This window comes from Tsuneonella rigui, assembly GCF_003958625.1.
Classification (GTDB): Bacteria; Pseudomonadota; Alphaproteobacteria; order Sphingomonadales; family Sphingomonadaceae; genus Tsuneonella; species Tsuneonella rigui.
On sequence record NZ_RSEL01000013.1, the window covers coordinates 87,148 to 102,387 of the forward strand.

Annotated in this window: 17 protein-coding genes; 4 read left to right on the forward strand and 13 right to left on the reverse strand. The window is 67.7% G+C overall.

Annotated features, from left to right (window positions below; translation table 11 throughout):
- Nucleotides 1-43: 43 nt before the first annotated feature.
- The 5 genes from ELY12_RS04855 to hisG form a co-directional block, all read right to left on the reverse strand.
- Complete coding sequence (locus ELY12_RS04855; protein ID WP_126175575.1) at nt 44-2,185, reverse strand: sodium-translocating pyrophosphatase; 2,142 nt, start codon at nt 2,183-2,185, stop codon at nt 44-46.
- Between the two features lie 125 nt (nt 2,186-2,310).
- On the reverse strand, nt 2,311-3,183 hold the full coding sequence (gene thiL, locus ELY12_RS04860; RefSeq protein ID WP_126175818.1) for a thiamine-phosphate kinase: 873 nt from the start codon (nt 3,181-3,183) through the stop codon (nt 2,311-2,313).
- Entirely contained in the window at nt 3,180-3,635 is a 456-nt protein-coding gene (gene nusB, locus ELY12_RS04865; RefSeq protein WP_126175576.1) for a transcription antitermination factor NusB, read from the reverse strand. The genes thiL and nusB overlap by 4 nt, the downstream gene beginning before the upstream one ends.
- Complete coding sequence (hisD, locus tag ELY12_RS04870) at nt 3,632-4,921, reverse strand: histidinol dehydrogenase (RefSeq protein ID WP_126175577.1); 1,290 nt, start codon at nt 4,919-4,921, stop codon at nt 3,632-3,634. The genes nusB and hisD overlap by 4 nt, the downstream gene beginning before the upstream one ends.
- Nucleotides 4,918-5,559: an ATP phosphoribosyltransferase gene (gene hisG, locus ELY12_RS04875; protein ID WP_126175578.1), complete on the reverse strand. Its 642-nt coding sequence runs from the start codon at nt 5,557-5,559 to the stop codon at nt 4,918-4,920. Before hisG ends, hisD begins: the two co-directional genes overlap by 4 nt.
- Before the next feature lie 42 nt (nt 5,560-5,601).
- On the opposite strand from hisG, the gene ELY12_RS04880 reads away from it, so the two are divergent.
- Entirely contained in the window at nt 5,602-6,708 is a 1,107-nt protein-coding gene (locus tag ELY12_RS04880; protein ID WP_126175579.1) for a DUF2332 domain-containing protein, read from the forward strand.
- A gap of 49 nt (nt 6,709-6,757) precedes the next feature.
- On the opposite strand, the gene ELY12_RS04885 is transcribed toward ELY12_RS04880, so the two are convergent.
- Nucleotides 6,758-7,615, reverse strand: coding sequence for a hypothetical protein (locus ELY12_RS04885; protein ID WP_126175580.1), 858 nt, complete (start codon nt 7,613-7,615; stop codon nt 6,758-6,760).
- Between the two features lie 176 nt (nt 7,616-7,791).
- Between ELY12_RS04885 and arr the strand changes: the two genes are divergently transcribed.
- Complete coding sequence (arr, locus tag ELY12_RS04890; protein ID WP_126175581.1) at nt 7,792-8,214, forward strand: NAD(+)--rifampin ADP-ribosyltransferase; 423 nt, start codon at nt 7,792-7,794, stop codon at nt 8,212-8,214.
- A gap of 9 nt (nt 8,215-8,223) precedes the next feature.
- On the opposite strand, the gene ELY12_RS04895 is transcribed toward arr, so the two are convergent.
- From ELY12_RS04895 to ELY12_RS04925, 7 genes are all read right to left on the reverse strand, one after another.
- On the reverse strand, nt 8,224-8,430 hold the full coding sequence (locus ELY12_RS04895; protein ID WP_126175582.1) for a hypothetical protein: 207 nt from the start codon (nt 8,428-8,430) through the stop codon (nt 8,224-8,226).
- Nucleotides 8,431-8,537: 107 nt separating this feature from the next.
- Complete coding sequence (locus tag ELY12_RS04900) at nt 8,538-9,428, reverse strand: alpha/beta fold hydrolase (protein ID WP_126175583.1); 891 nt, start codon at nt 9,426-9,428, stop codon at nt 8,538-8,540.
- Between the two features lie 2 nt (nt 9,429-9,430).
- Nucleotides 9,431-10,243 carry an SDR family NAD(P)-dependent oxidoreductase gene (locus ELY12_RS04905; protein WP_126175584.1) on the reverse strand — a complete coding sequence of 271 codons (813 nt, stop codon included), beginning with the start codon at nt 10,241-10,243 and terminating at the stop codon, nt 9,431-9,433.
- The gene (locus tag ELY12_RS04910) at nt 10,240-11,118 is read right to left on the reverse strand and encodes a pirin family protein (protein WP_126175585.1); all 879 of its coding nucleotides are present in this window, start codon (nt 11,116-11,118) and stop codon (nt 10,240-10,242) included. Before ELY12_RS04910 ends, ELY12_RS04905 begins: the two co-directional genes overlap by 4 nt.
- Nucleotides 11,115-11,834 carry a glutathione S-transferase gene (locus tag ELY12_RS04915; RefSeq protein ID WP_126175586.1) on the reverse strand — a complete coding sequence of 240 codons (720 nt, stop codon included), beginning with the start codon at nt 11,832-11,834 and terminating at the stop codon, nt 11,115-11,117. The genes ELY12_RS04910 and ELY12_RS04915 overlap by 4 nt, the downstream gene beginning before the upstream one ends.
- On the reverse strand, nt 11,831-12,106 hold the full coding sequence (locus ELY12_RS04920) for a BolA family protein (RefSeq protein WP_479258776.1): 276 nt from the start codon (nt 12,104-12,106) through the stop codon (nt 11,831-11,833). Before ELY12_RS04920 ends, ELY12_RS04915 begins: the two co-directional genes overlap by 4 nt.
- Nucleotides 12,103-12,672 carry a 2OG-Fe(II) oxygenase gene (locus ELY12_RS04925; protein WP_126175587.1) on the reverse strand — a complete coding sequence of 190 codons (570 nt, stop codon included), beginning with the start codon at nt 12,670-12,672 and terminating at the stop codon, nt 12,103-12,105. Before ELY12_RS04925 ends, ELY12_RS04920 begins: the two co-directional genes overlap by 4 nt.
- Nucleotides 12,673-12,749: 77 nt before the next feature.
- Here ELY12_RS04925 and ELY12_RS04930 point away from each other — a divergent pair, with 77 nt between their 5' ends.
- A complete protein-coding gene (locus tag ELY12_RS04930) occupies nt 12,750-13,340 on the forward strand; it encodes a J domain-containing protein (RefSeq protein ID WP_126175588.1) in 591 nt (196 codons plus the stop codon).
- An 8-nt stretch (nt 13,341-13,348) separates the two neighbouring features.
- The gene (locus ELY12_RS04935; protein ID WP_126175589.1) at nt 13,349-15,025 is read left to right on the forward strand and encodes an amidohydrolase; all 1,677 of its coding nucleotides are present in this window, start codon (nt 13,349-13,351) and stop codon (nt 15,023-15,025) included.
- The last annotated feature ends 215 nt before the right edge of the window (nt 15,026-15,240 follow it).

The window sequence follows — 15,240 nt, forward strand, 5'->3', positions numbered from 1 at the left end:
GAAACAGGGCGGGGCTCTTGTCACCCGTTAAGGCTGCGTCGGCTTAGGCCGCACCCCCCGCCGCGAGCGCCGCGAGCAGCAGCAACGCGACGATGTTGGTGATCTTGATCATCGGGTTCACGGCCGGCCCGGCGGTATCCTTGTAGGGATCGCCGACCGTGTCGCCGGTCACCGCGGCCTTGTGGGCTTCGCTGCCCTTGCCGCCGTGGTGGCCGTCTTCGATGTACTTCTTCGCGTTGTCCCATGCACCGCCGCCGGCAGTCATCGAGAGCGCGACGAACAGCCCGCCGACGATCACGCCGAGAAGCAGCGCGCCCAATGCGGCAAAGCCGTTCTCCTGGCCCGCCACCGCGCTGATCACGAAGTACACCACGATCGGCGCGAGCACCGGCAGCAGCGACGGCACGATCATTTCCTTGATCGCTGCCTTGGTGACCAGGTCGACGGTCTTGGCATAGTTCGGCTTCGAAGTGCCGGCCATGATGCCCGGGTCGTTCTTGAACTGGTCGCGCACGTCGATCACCACGTCGCCAGCCGCGCGTCCGACCGCGGTCATGCCCATCGACCCGAACAGGTAGGGGAGCAGCGCGCCGAGCAGCAGACCGACGATGACGTACGGATTTTCCAGGCTGAAGCTCACCTCGCCGTTGGCCAGGTTGCCGTCCGAGAACGCCGGGAAGAATTCCCGCAGGTCCGTAGTGAAAGCCGCGAACAGCACCAGCGCGCCGAGGCCCGCCGAACCGATCGCATAACCCTTGGTCACCGCCTTGGTGGTGTTGCCCACCGCGTCGAGCAGGTCGGTCTTCTCGCGCACGCTGTCATCGAGGCCCGCCATCTCGGCGATGCCGCCGGCGTTGTCGGTGACCGGGCCGTAGGCGTCGAGCGCGACGACCATGCCGGCCAGCGCCAGCATCGCGGTGGCGGCGTAGGCGATCCCCATCAGCCCGGCGAGCTGGAACGCGATGATGATGCCCGCGACGATCACCAGCGTCGGCAGCGCGGTCGCTTCCATGCTGATCGCGAGGCCCTGGATCACGTTAGTGCCGTGGCCGGTTTCCGACGACTTGGCGATCGAGCGGACCGGGCGGAACCCGGTACCGGTGTAGTACTCGGTGATCCAGATGATCAGGCCGGTGATGACGAGACCCAGCAGCGCGCACCAGAACAGGTCCATCCCGGTGTAGCTGTCGCCGCCCGCCAGCGTGGCGACCTGCGTGTTGATGTTGCCGCCAAGCGCGGTCGAGGTCGCGAACCAGATCGCCGGGATGGCGAGCACGGCCGAAACCAGGAAGCCCTTGTACATCGCGCCCATGACGTTGTTCGAGCTGCCGAGGCGCACAAAGTACGTCCCGATGATCGAGGTCACGATGCAACCGCCGCCGATCAACAGGGGCAGGGTCATCAGGCCCATCAGCAGCGGCGAACCGCTGAGGAGGAGCGCGGTGAGCACCATCGTGGCGCCGACCGTCACGACGTAAGTCTCGAACAGGTCGGCGGCCATGCCGGCGCAGTCGCCGACATTGTCGCCCACGTTGTCGGCGATCACCGCCGGGTTGCGCGGATCGTCCTCGGGGATACCGGCTTCCACCTTGCCCACGAGGTCGGCACCGACGTCGGCCGCCTTGGTGAAGATGCCGCCGCCGAGACGCGCGAAGATCGAGATCAGCGAGGCGCCGAAGGCCAGCGCGGTGAGCGCCTGGACCACGGTGCGGTCCTCACCGCCGACGGTGTAGCCGCCGGGGCCGACGAGGTACCAGTAGAACACCGAGATGCCGAGCAGCGCGAGGCCCGCGACCAGCATGCCGGTGATCGCGCCGGCGCGGAACGCCAGCGTCAGGCCCGGCTGCAGTCCCTTGCTCGCCGCCTGCGCGGTGCGGACGTTCGAGCGGACCGAGATATTCATCCCGATGAAGCCCGCGACGCCCGACAGCACCGCGCCGATGACGAAGCCGACCGCCGAGATCGGGCCGAGGAACACCGCCACCAGGACCGCCACGACGACGCCGACGATGGCGATGGTGGTGTATTGGCGCTTGAGGTAGGCCTGCGCGCCTTCCTGGATCGCCGCGGCGATTTCCTGCATCCGGGCGCTGCCGGCGTCCGAGCCGAGCACCTGCCGGCTGGTGACGAAACCGTACACCACGGCCAGCAGCCCGAGAATTATCGCTATCATCACAAGGTCCACGTAAGTCCCCTCTTCTTATCTCTGCGTGGAAAGGCCGCTTCTCCCGAGCGGCATTGAGGCGCCGGGTATAGGCAAGCGACTCGGGCGCGCAAGAGCGAAACGCGCGAGTTTCACCGGGGTAGGCGTTAGTGCTGATAGCCGAGGCTGTCGCCGAGCGCGGTCGGGGCGCCGTTGAGGACGAGTGGGGCGGCGCCGGGCGGGAGGACCGTACCGATGCGATGGGCTGAAACGGGTGGCTGCTGTCCGTCGGGGGCGGTGAAGAGAAGCTGGTAGTCGTCTCCCCAGCGCAGCGCATCGGCGCGGCGGTGTTCGGGCGCGGCGACGGGCACTTTCTCGGTGGCGATGTCGATGGTGACTCCGCTCGCTTCGGCCAGCCGCGAGGCATCCAGCAGCACGCCATCCGAGACGTCCATCATCGCCGTGACGTGCGGCGCAAGCGCGTGGCCCTCAGCGAGGAGCGGGCGCGGGCGGCGGTAGGCCTCGCTGTCGGCGCCGGTGCTATCGCGCAAGGCCTCGTAGCCCATCATCGCGGCCCCGACGGGGCCGGTGAGCCATAGCGCATCTCCCGGCTGAGCGCCCGAGCGGGAGGGGACGGGGCGATGCGTCGCCTGGCCGATCGCGGTCAGGCCTAGCGATTGCGGCGGGCCGCCCGAGACCGTGTCGCCGCCCAGCAGCGGGACGTCGAACGCCGCGAGCGCATCGCCGAGGCCGTCGATGAAGCGCTCGTTCTGGTCGCCGAACATGTAGCCGAACAGCACCCCGAGCGGCCGAGCACCTTTGGCGGCGAGATCGGACAGGTTCACCGCGACGAGCTTCCACGCCACATCGGCCATGTCCTGGCCGGGGAGCCAATGGACGCCCTCGACCATCATGTCGTGGGTCAGGACAAGCGTCTCGCCGCCCACTTCGAGGACGGCGGCGTCGTCGGCCAGGTTGCGGGCGGCGGGGTCGGTCGCCAGCCCGCGTAAGCGTTCGATGAAGGCGCGTTCGCCGGTCAGCGGACGCTCTTCGCCACCGCGTCGAGCACGCCGTTGACGAACTTGGCCTCGCGGTCGTCGAAGAAGGCCTTGGCGACGTCGACCCACTCGCTGATCGCGGCGGCGACCGGCACGTCGGGGCGGGCGAGCAGTTCGTAGGCGCCGGCGCGCAGGATCTGCAGCATGGTCTTGTCGAGCCGGCGCAGCGTCCAGCCCTCGGCGAGCTTGCTCGTCAGCAGCTCGTCGATCTCCTCGCGGCGGGCGAGCGCGCCTTTCACGAGGTCGTCGAAGAAATCGACTTCGGCATCGGCGAATTCGGCGTCCTCCTCGTCGTCGGTCATGCCGAGGCGGTGCTGGTGGAATTCGTCGAGTAGGCGCGCCGTCGGCGTGTTCTCAAGCTGGTGCTGGTAGAGCGCCTGAACCGCGGCGAGGCGGGCGGCCGAGCGGGCCTGGGAGCGGGGCGAAGCGGTCATGTCAGGCGAACCTCGATCGAATTGGCGTGCGCCGGCAGCCCCTCGGCATGCGCGAGCGCGGCGGCGGCGGGGCCGATGTTGGCGAAAGCAGCGTCGTCGAGCTCGATGAAGCTGGTCCGCTTCATGAAGTCGAGCACCGACAGCCCGCTGGAAAAGCGCGCGCGGCGCCCGGTAGGAAGGACGTGGTTGGGCCCGGCGACGTAATCGCCGACCGCCTCGGGCGCCATGCGGCCCATGAACACGCTGCCGGCGTGGCGGATGTTGTCGAGGAACGGGGCGGGATCATCGACCGCGAGTTCGACGTGCTCGGCGGCGAGCTGGTTGGCGAGGGGGATCGCCTGGTCGAGCCGCTCGACCACCACGATCACCCCGTGGTCGTCCCAGCTCTTCTGCGCGGTGCGGCGGGTGCTGAGCATCGCGCACTGCACGTCGATCCGATCGGCGACCTGGTCGGCGAAGTCCTCGTCGTCGGTGATCAGGATCGACTGCGCGTCGGGATCGTGCTCGGCCTGGCTCAGAAGGTCGGCGGCAATCCAGTCGGGATCGTTCTTCGCATCGGCGATGACCAGGATCTCGCTCGGTCCCGCGACCATGTCGATGCCGACCACGCCGTAGAGCTGGCGCTTGGCCTCCGCGACCCAGGCGTTGCCCGGTCCGGTAACGACATCGACCCGCGCGATCCGCTCGGTACCGTAAGCGAGCGCGGCGATCGCCTGCGCTCCGCCGATGCGCCAGATCTCGTCCACCTCCGCGATGTGCGCGGCGGCGAGCACCAGCGGATTGGTCTTGCCGCCCGGCGTCGGGGTCACGACCACCAGCCGCTCGACTCCCGCGACCTTGGCGGGAATCGCGTTCATCAGCAGCGAGGAGGGATAGGCCGCGCGCCCGCCGGGAACATAGAGGCCCGCGGCATCGACCGGCCGCCAACGCGAGCCGAGGCGGACGCCGGCGGCGTCGATCTCGTCGCTGTCGGCGGGGCGCTGCTTCTGGTGGAAGGCGCGGATGCGGTCGGCGGCGAGGGTCAGCGCATCGCGCAAGCCCGGCTCGAGCGCCTCGAACGCCGAGCGGCACTCGGCGGGTGTGATGCGCCAGTCACCTTCTTCGGTGAGCTGGTGATCGTCGAACCGCTGGGTGTATTCGGACAGCGCCGCGTCGCCCTTGACGCGGACGCGGGCGATGATCGCGGCGACATCGGCGGCGACATCACCCTCGCTCTCGCGCCGGTCCTCGACGATCCGGCGGAACGCGGCGTCGAAGCCACTGTCGGTGGTGCGCAGCAGCTTCATGCGGCCAGTTCCCGGAACCGCTCGACCAGCGCGGCGACGCGCGGGTCGGTCTTGAGCGCGGCACGGTTGACGATCAGGCGCGCGGTTACCTCCATGATCGTCGCGGTCTCAACCAGGCCGTTGTCGACCAGCGTGCGGCCGCTTTCGACCAGATCGACGATCCGGCCCGCCAGTCCGAGCGCGGGGGCGATCTCCATCGCTCCGTTGAGCTTGACGCACTCAGCCTGGACCCCGCGCGCCTCGAAGTGGCGGCGGGTGAGGGCAGGGTACTTCGTGGCGACGCGGATGTGGCTCGCGCCGTCGATCGACGCGGCCCCAGCGGCGGGCTCAGCGACCGAGAGGCGGCACTTGCCGATGCCGAGATCGACCGGGGCATAGAGATCGGAGTAGTCGAATTCCTCGATCACGTCGGCGCCGACGATGCCCGCCTGCGCAGCGCCATGGGCGACGAAGGTGGCGACGTCGAACGCGCGCACGCGGATGAGGCGGAAATCTTCATCCTCGCAAGGAAAAGCCAGCCGGCGGTCGCCCTTGTCGTGAAACCCCGCTTCGGGCACCACGCCCGCGCGCGCCATCAGCGGCAGCGCCTCGTCGAGGATACGCCCTTTCGGGACGGCGAATGTCAGCGGCTGGCGCATGGCGGCGCGCTTAGGGCGCACCATTCGAAAGGGCAACGCCAGATGGCTGACACGATTTCGGGCCTCGGGGCCAATCCGAAGTATCAGCGGGTCGATATGGACGCCAAGGGCGTGGGGACCGTGGCGACCGCGTTCTCCAACCAGGTCGCTTATTGCACCGCTGCCGACGCGCCGATCACCGCGCGGGTGGTGGGGGCGGTGGCGGTGCTGCTGGAGGACGGCACGCCCGGTGCGCTGCTCGACCGCATCCGCGGCTGGCAGGGCGCTCCGCTGGCCGATGCGCTGCCGCTGCGCATCGCCGGCGGGCTCCATGCACTATCGCTTTCGGGCGACGAACCGGCTTTGGGTGCGATCTATCGCGGAGAGGACGCGGACGACGTCGCCATCGTGCGCGACGCCATCGCGCGGCACGAGGAACGGTTGATGACCTCGCTCGACGGCCCGCCGCAAACCAACGAGGCGGGGCGCTCGTCGAACTTCATTGCCGCGATGCTGTGGCTGGCCGACCGGGGCCTGCCCGCGCGGTTCGCGTGCCTCGAGATCGGGTCGAGTGCGGGGATCAACCTGATGATCGACCGCTATGCCTACGATCTCGGCGGCGTGAAGGTTGGGCCGGCCGATCCGGTGATGGCCTTCACCCCCGACTGGCAGGGGGATGCGCCGCCCGCGCACGCGATCGAGATCGCCAGTCTCAAGGGCTGCGACGTCGCCCCGGTCGACCTGACCGACCCGGCTCAGGCGCTGCGGCTCAGGGGCTACATCTGGCCCGAGCATGGCGTGCGGTTCGAGCGGATGGACGCCGCGATCAAGGCTGCGCGGGCGAAGGCGCCCGACCTGGTTGAGGCGAACGCCGCCGACTTCGTCGAGGCCGAACTGGCCCGCCCGCAGGACGCCGGCACTACGCGCGTTCTGATGCACTCGATCGTCTGGCAGTATGTGCCCAAGGATCAGCAGGCCCGCGTCACCGCCGCGATGGAGGCCGCCGGCGCGCAGGCCTCCGCCGACCGCCCGCTCGCGTGGATTGCCCTCGAAGCCAACCGCGACACGCACCGGCATGAGATGGTGGTGCGTTACTGGCCTGGCGGCGAGAAGGGGCGGATCCTCACCGAAGCGCACCCGCACGGGGCGTGGATCAAGTGGATGGGGTGAGCGAGGTCGGGTGGTAAACGAGGTCGCCTTCCGCGGAAACGTTCGTCCGTCAGTTCCCGTTGGCGGCCCGAATGCGGGCGCTCAGTTCCCGTACCCACTCGCTGACCCGGCGGTCGGTCTCGTAAGCGAGATCGGTCTCGGCCTTCAGACGCTCTTCGGCGGCATCTACGGCCGCCCGATTCTTCTGCGTGAAGAGCTCGCCCCCGAACCTCTTCCAGTTCTCGTCGGGCACGCAATTCGGTTTCGCCCAGCGGGAGCAGGTGTAGGGTAGCGTGCCCGCCAGCCGTTGTGCCGCGACCTGGTAGCTGCCGAATTCGTTTACCGAAATCTGCGCCGCCCGATCCGTAAATTTGTCGAAGCATGTTTTGAACGCCTCGTGCCGGGCGCGCGCTGCGTCGACCGCACGCTTTTCCACCGGCACATAGGAGAAATCAAAGGTTCCGCACGCCGACCGGAAACTCGGCACGTTGCGCGCCGACACCAGCGCGGCTTTGTACGGAGCAATGTCGGGCTTGCCGAAATACAGCGCGGGGTCCAGGTACTTCACGACATTCGCTTCGAATTCCGCTTTCGCGACCGCAAAACGATCGACCATCGTCTTGTCGTTCGAGCCGAGCATCGCGTCCAGACGTTTGAGCGAGGCCGGGTCGGACTTGGCCCGCTCGCGAAGGGGTTCGAGGCATTCGCGCCGTTCTTTCTGCTTGTACTTCAATTCGTACGCGAGGCTCTTTAGCTCGCCGCTCGTCTCCACCGAAGCGGCGACGTCGGCGTATCTCTTGGCATCGATGGTGCCGTAGTACTCTTCGCAATATGCGACATCGTCATCGATGCTGCGCGACTGCGCTGCGAGCATCGTCGATGTCATCGCTAGAAAAAATGTAGCGAGCAGCAAGCTGGTCCGGATCATTGCGCGACGTTCCCCCGATGATCGAATGCGATTGCAATCCCTCTTGAACCAAGCGGACTGTCGATCATTGGATGGAAACGACCTCGGTCGAGGGCACCATGCGGACGGCAGTGGGCCGGGTGGAGAGTGCCTTTCACCCGAGGTTGCTGAGGCACGAGGGATCAGGAGCATCACGCGTGAGCCAAACGTTCGACGAAGGACCGTTCTATCACGGTACGATCGCCGACCTGCGCGCGGGCGACCTGCTGACCGCCGGGTTCCGCTCGAACTATCGGCCCGACGTGGTGATGAACCACATCTACTTCACCGCGCTCAAGGACGGTGCCGGACTTGCCGCCGAGATTGCCGTGGAGCTTGCCGGAGGGAACGCCGTCCCACGGGTGTACGAGGTCGAGCCGACCGGGGCGTTCGAGAACGATCCCAACGTCACCGACAAGAAATTCCCCGGCAATCCGACGCGATCGTATCGCTCCAGCGCGCCGATCAAGATCGTGCGAGAGGTTACCGACTGGACGCGGCTGACTCCCGAAGCCTTGCAGATGTGGCGCGAGCGATTGTCCGCACTGCTGTCGGACAGCACCGCGGAAATCATCAACTAGCGACCGATATCAGTGCGGCACGGCCCCCGGCAGTTCCGGCCACTCGACCCCGCGCAAACTGGCGAGATCGATGTCGAGGGCGTTACCTGAACTTTCCATGGCATCGAGGGCTGCGCTCATCCGCGCGCCGGCCATCGACAGGCCGAGCTCGTCGGCCAGCCGCAACGCGGTGCACAGGTGCAGGTACGCCCTTCCGAAATCGGTGAGCTGCTTCATTTGGAGGCCTTGCGATCGAACCTGAAATGAAACCTACTCTAGGTTAACGCTGTGCACAATGGCGCGCCGGCTATTTCCGGTGGGAAATCAACGCCGATTTGGAGCGATCAGGCGGTGCGCGTGAGGAAGTCCTCGATCGCGGCGTTAACCTCGCCGGCTGCTTCCCACGGGACGAAGTGGCCGCTGCCAGGCACTTCCACCACGGTCAAGTCATCGATGATCTCATCCAGGCCTTCGAGATTCTCCGGGGGCAGAGCGAGGTCGTTCATGCCCCAAACCACCAGCGTCGGGATGGTCAGGTTGGGGAGCGGCGGGGGACTCCAGCCGGCGGGCAGCTCGTATGGCGCGTCGAGCGGCGGGATGTCGATCGGGCTCGCGCGATACCAGTTGAGCATGGCGAAGGCGGCGTCACGGTCCTGCCAGTCCTTTAAGAGCTCGGCGCGTTCTTCGGGCTCCATCACGTCGCCGCTGTCCCACTTGATCTCCTGCAGCAGGATGCCGGCGAGGCCCATCTCGCGCACCAGCGCGTCGTTCTTGGGATCGCGGAAGCCGCGCATGTACTGGCTCGATTCGCGCTGGTGCGAGTTGGTGTAGAGCAGCTTCTGGAACACCGCCGGATGCGGTGCATTGGCGATCACCGCGCGCGTGACCCGGCCGTTCATTTGCCCGGCGATGGCCGTGCCCCAGGCGATCGCGCCGCCCCAGTCGTGGCCGAGCACAGTGAACGTGTCGATGTCGAGCGCGTCGGCCAGCTGGAATACGTCGCCGATCAGCTTGTCGGGCGTGTAGTCGCTCACCGCCGGCGGCTTGGACGATCCGCGATAGCCGCGCTGGTCGGGCGCGACGCAGCGGAAGCGGTCCGAAAAGTGCGCGACCTGGTGGCGCCAGGTGCGGTGGCTTTCGGGAAAGCCGTGCAAGAAAATCAGCGCCGGCGCGTCGGCCGGGCCTTCGTCGACCACATCGAGCGCGATGCCGTTTTCGAGCGTGACCCGGTTCATGGCTATTCTCCCTTCATCCGTTCCATGTAGCCTGCCGCGACCATCCCCGCGACCTGATCGAACAGCGCGTCGGGCGTACGGCGCGCCTCGCCCATCGCCTTCTCGCCGCCCTGCGCGACGATGATCTCGCGCGTGCCGGCAGCGATGGCGTCGAGCATCTCGGTGGCGGCGACATCGGGGTCGATGCCTTCGTCGATCACCTTGTCGCTGCGCCCGCGGGCCGAGCCGTCGGCGGTCAGCGCATTGCGGCTGACGTCGGTGCGGATCGAGCCGGGGTAGATCGCGTGGACCGTGAGGCCGCTTTGCGACAGCTCGCCGCGCAGCGCGTCGGCATAGCCGGAGAGGCCGAACTTGGCGGCGGAGTAGGCCGTGCGCATCGGCACTCCGACTTTGCCGGCGATCGAGGAAATGAACGCCAGCGCCCCGCTGCCTCGCTTGCTCATCGGCCCGATAAGGCCCTGCGCGAAGGCGATCTGGGCGATGAGGTCGACCTCGATGATCTCGCGATAAACCCGCATGTCGGTCTCGAGCGCCATCGAGCGCTGCGAGATGCCCGCGTTGGCAACCGCCAGATCTACGCCGCCCTTCCACGCCAGCGCCTTGGCGGTCGCATCGGCGAGCGCGGCATCGTCGCGCACGTCGAACGGCAGCACCAGCGTCTCGCCAGTGAGCGATCCCGCGACCTCGGCCAGCCGCGCCTCGTCGCGGCCCGACAGGATCACGTGCCCGCCGCGGCTCGCCCAGCCGCGCGCGAGCGCCGCGCCGATGCCGCTCGATGCGCCGGTGATCCAGGCGACTTGTCCTCGTGTAGTCATGGGTAGCTCACCGTATTGGGGACTTCGGGGATGGGGATGAATTCGTGCTCGCCCGGCACCCGCGGGAAGTTGCCCGCACGCCAGTCGTCCTTGGCCTGGTTGATCCGCTCGCGGCTCGAGCTGACGAAGTTCCACCATACGTGGCGCTTGGTCTGGAACGCCTCGCCGCCGAGCAGCATCACCCGCCCGCCGGTGTCCGACGCCAGCCGCATCGCCGCGCCGGGCGCGAGCACGGTCAGTACGTATGGGTCGAGCGGATGACCATCGAGCGTCGCCTCGCCGCCGACGAGCATCACCGCGCGCTCGTCCGCCACCGCATCGATGGGCAGCGCGCCCGAGGCGGCGAGTACGATCTCGGCGTAGATCGTCGCGGCGTGGGTGGTGGTCGGCGCGCGGGCGCCCCACAACTCGCCCATGATCACGGTGGCCTTCGCGCAGGTGTCCTCGACGATCGGCAGTCCGGTCTGCGCCTCGAATGTCGGGTCGATCTCCTCCGCCCCATCGGGCAGCGCGAGCCAGGTCTGCATGCCGTAGAGCTTGCCGCCCTGCCGCTCCTCGGCGGGCGAGCGCTCCGAATGGACGATCCCGCGCCCGGCGGTCATCAGGTTGACCTGCCCCGGTCGGATGGTGGCGAAAGTGCCGAGGCTGTCGCGATGGTCGATCGCGCCCTCGAACAGCCAGGTCACCGTCGCGAGGTTGATGTGCGGGTGCGGCCGCACGTCCATTCCCGCGCCGACGTCGAGCTGGGCGGGGCCGAACTCGTCGACGAAGATGAAGGGCCCGACCATCGTCCGCCCCCGGCTCGGCAGCACGCGTCGGACCTGGAACTGGCCGAGGTCGTGGGTGACTGGCTGGATGGTGTCGATCACGCTCATGCGGCGTCGAGCTCCGGATAGTGACGAAATATGCCGTCCTGGTTGAAAGGGATGCAGCGGTCGGAGGCGCGGTAGGCCTTGATGCCGGGCAGTGCGGCGACCGCGTCGTGGCAAGCGATCAGTTTGGGGAAGTCAGCTTCGACCGCGGCCATCCGCTTGGGGAACATGAAGCGCAGGCCTTCGACGAGCTGGAACAGCGAGGTGTCGACGTGGCTCCACTTCGCGCCGAGCACGAACGGGCCGTCGATGGCACTCAGCGCATCCTCGAAATAGCCGAGGAATTTGGGAATGCGCTCCTCCCGGAAGTGCTTCGCCGCCACCAGCGCGGCGTCCTTCTGGTCTTCGTAGTAGGCGCTGACTCCGACTGGGTGATGCACCGCGTGAACTTCGGCCACCACGTCGCTGACCGTCAATTGCAACATGATCAGTTCGAGGTCTTTCGGCAGGTCGCTCGCCCCGAAGCCGTGCGCGTCGGCCAGCCAGGTGAGAATGTGGCCGACCTGCGCGATGGTCACCTCGCGCCCCTCGACCTCGCAGGTGATGTAGGGTGGGGCGAATGGCTTGATGCCGTGCCTCGGCTTCATGTCGGCGACCAGCGCCTCCACGCCCTCGTCGCGCGCGCGGTCGCGGTAGGGCACTTCCGCTGCCTCCAGCGCCAGCCGCACGAACTCCCCTCGGCCGGGGATCGAGGGCCAGTACCACAGGTCCAGCATCACGCTTGCCCCGGCGCGAAAGCGCGGATGGCGAGCGCGTGCACCCGGTTGCCGGGAATGTCGCCCAGCGCCGCGTTGACCATCCGCTGCCGCTCCAGCCGCGACTTGCCTGCGAACGCGGCGCTCTCGATCGCTACCGTAAAATGCGATTCGCCGCTGCCGTCGTCGCCCGAATGGCCGCGGTGCTTGGCGCTATCGTTGATCACTTCGAGGTGCGTCGGCGCGAAGGCGGCAGTGAGCAGCTCGGTCATTTCCTGGGCGAGCGGTCCGGTCACGATGGTTTCTCCGAGGTGCTGTATTTGAACGCGATGGTGTAACGCGCGCCGGCGAACAGGCGCGATGGCGCACCGACGCGATGCACCATGTCTCCGGGCAGCAGCGCCAGCCGGCCGGGGCGCGGCGCGACCGCGGTCACCGGCTCGCCGTCGGCATAGAACAGCGTCTCCCCCTGCCACTCCTCCCGCCACTCGGCATTGGCGAAGTAGATCGCGGTCACCCCCTGGTTGTTGTCGATGTGCGCGGTGTAATGGTCGCCGTAGGGCCCAAGATTGATCTGCGACCGGTAGAGCGCGGGTGCCAGCGCACCGTAAGCATGCTCGACCTCACGCTGCACTATCGAGTGGAGCTGGCGATAGAGCGGCTGCGCATCCAGCTTGTCCAGCGCGATGTCGTGAACGAAGTGCAGGAACGCCGTCGCGCCGTCGTTGTCGTAATCCTCCCGCACGAACGCGAGCTTGTGCAGCCACCGGTCGAGCATGGCCACGAACGCCGGATCGAACGCACCGTCGATCACCTGGATCCACCGTTCTCCCACCGGACGGATCGTGCGCTGCGGCTCCATTCGATCCTTCTCTCCGGTCCCACGGTTCGCCGCCCGGCACGTTGAAATCGCGGCAGCCTGCCGCCAGATGGCAACCTGTGAAGCCGCACAAATTTCATGGCCGGAATGAAGACAGCGGGCAAGCCTGCGAAGCAGTCGGGTGCGAGGAGCCGGGCGAATTCCGCGCGCCGAGCGATCGATTGGCGGGCTTCGACGGGCCGGGCCAATGGCGCTGGTTCTGCCTCGACCACGTCCGCGCGTTCAATTCCAGCTACAACTGGTTCGCCGGAATGACTGCCGACGAGATCGTCGCGGCGCAGCACCCGGCGGCGGGCTGGGCGAACTCCAGCACCACGCGCGCCTTCCGCGCCGACGCGGGGGTCGACGGCGTGCCGCGCTGGGCCGACTTCGACGATCCGCTGGACGCGATCGGCGCGCGTGCCACCGACATCCGCCGCCGGGCACAGAGCACGGCGCGTAGCCACCGCTTCACCGGCGAGGAGCGCGCCGCGCTCGACATGATGGGGCTGGAGCCAGACCTCGACCGGACCGCGCTGCGCAAGCGCTACAGCGAGCTCGTCCGCCGTTACCATCCTGATCGCAACGGCGGCGATCGCAGCCATGAAGGCCGGCTTATCCGGGTGGTGGAAGCCTATCAGGTCTTGAAGAAGAGCGCCGCGCTCGCCTAACCGGGCGCATGAAATCGCTTTCCATCGCCGCGCTCCTGCTCGCAGCTGCCTCCGCACCGGCCATGGCCGACACCCTGGTCGATAATATCCAGGGTGAATCGGTCGACCGGCAGGGTCACGTCACCCGCTTCACCGGCATCTGGATCGATGACGATGGCAAGGTGAAGCAGCTGCTCGACCGCAAGGACAAGCGCCCGCGGACCGATTTCGCGGTCGACGGCAAGGGCGCGGTGGTGATCCCGGGCCTGATCGATTCGCACCTGCACATCATGGAGCTTGGCTTCGGCGCGCTCACGCTGGACCTGACCGACACACGCTCGCTGGCCGAAGCGCAGGCGAAGATCCGCGAGTATGCGGCGAAATATCCCGACCGGAAGTGGATCATCGGGCGCGGCTGGAACCAGGAGGTCTGGGGCCTGGGCCGGTTTCCCACCGCCGCGGAGCTCGATGCGGCGGTCTCGGATCGCCCGGTGCTGCTGTCGCGGGTCGATGGCCACGCGCAGTGGGCGAACAGCGCCGCGCTCGCCGCCGCCGGCATTACGGCGCAGACCGCCGACCCGGCGGGTGGGCGAATCGAGCGGCTGAGCGGCTCGCGCGCGCCAGCCGGGGTGCTGGTCGACAATGCGCAGGACCTCGCCGCCAAGGTCGTCCCCGCGCCCCGGCCCGACGACTACGACCTCGCGCTCGCCAAGGCGCAGGAAATCCTGCTCAAACGGGGGGTCACCGCCGCGGCCGACATGGGCACCACGATCGAGGCCTGGCAGAGCATGCGGCGAGCGGGCGACGCCGGCTGGCTGCGGGTGCGGGTGATGGCCTACGCCTTCGGCGTGCCGGCGATGGAGCTGATCGCGGGACCCGGTCCCACACCGTGGCTCTATGCCGACAAGCTGCACATGGGCGGGGTCAAGCTCTACATGGATGGCGCGCTGGGTTCGCGCGGCGCCTGGTTGAAGGCGCCCTACGCCGACGATCCCAAGAACACCGGTCTGCCGCTGATGAGCGGGACCCAGCTTCGGAACCTGATGAGCCGCGCGGCGCTCGACAAGTTCCAGGTCGCAGTCCACGCGATCGGCGATGCCGCCAATGCCGAAGTCCTGGGCGCGGTCGAAGAGCTGTCCGAAACCTACAAGGGCGACCGGCGGTGGCGGATCGAGCACGCGCAGATCGTCGATCCGGCAGACATCGCGCGCTTCGGGCGCAATGGAGTGATCGCCTCCATGCAGCCGGTGCACCAGACCTCGGACAGGCTGATGGCGGAAGCGCGGCTGGGTCCGAATCGGCTCGCGGGAGCGTACGCGTGGCGCTCGATCGCGGCGACCGGCGCGCCGCTCGCCTTCGGCTCCGATGCTCCGGTGGAAGCGCCCGATCCGTTCGCCGGCATGGCCGCGGCGATCAGCCGTACCGGACCCGACGGGCAGCCGTTCGGGGGCTGGTTCCCGGGCGAAACTGTGGGCCGTGAGGCCGCGCTGGCCGGATATACCTCGCAGGGCGCCTATGCCGGATTCGCCGAGTCCCGCTTTGGCGAGCTCAAGCCCGGCATGCGGGCGGATTTCGTCGTGATCGACCGCGACCCATTGCTCGCGACGCCGCAGGACATCCGGCAGACGCGGGTGCTGCAGACCTGGGTCGGCGGCGAGCGGGTATATCAAGAGGGTGGGGAGGTTTCACCCGGACCGGGCCGGTAATCAAATCTTAACAATAATCGGGCCAACCGGTGCAGGGATGGCCGCGCGTTCGCTCATCGGCGCTCGGTCTCGAAAAAAGGTTGAGCAGGCCGGGAACCGTTGCGTGGTTTGAGAGTTTGCGACGCGGGTGATTGTGCTCGGTCTTTGGAAAGCGTTGCTCAATTGCAGCAGTCACTTACGGAAAGTCCAAGGTACTAACTTTTTCATACAAACGC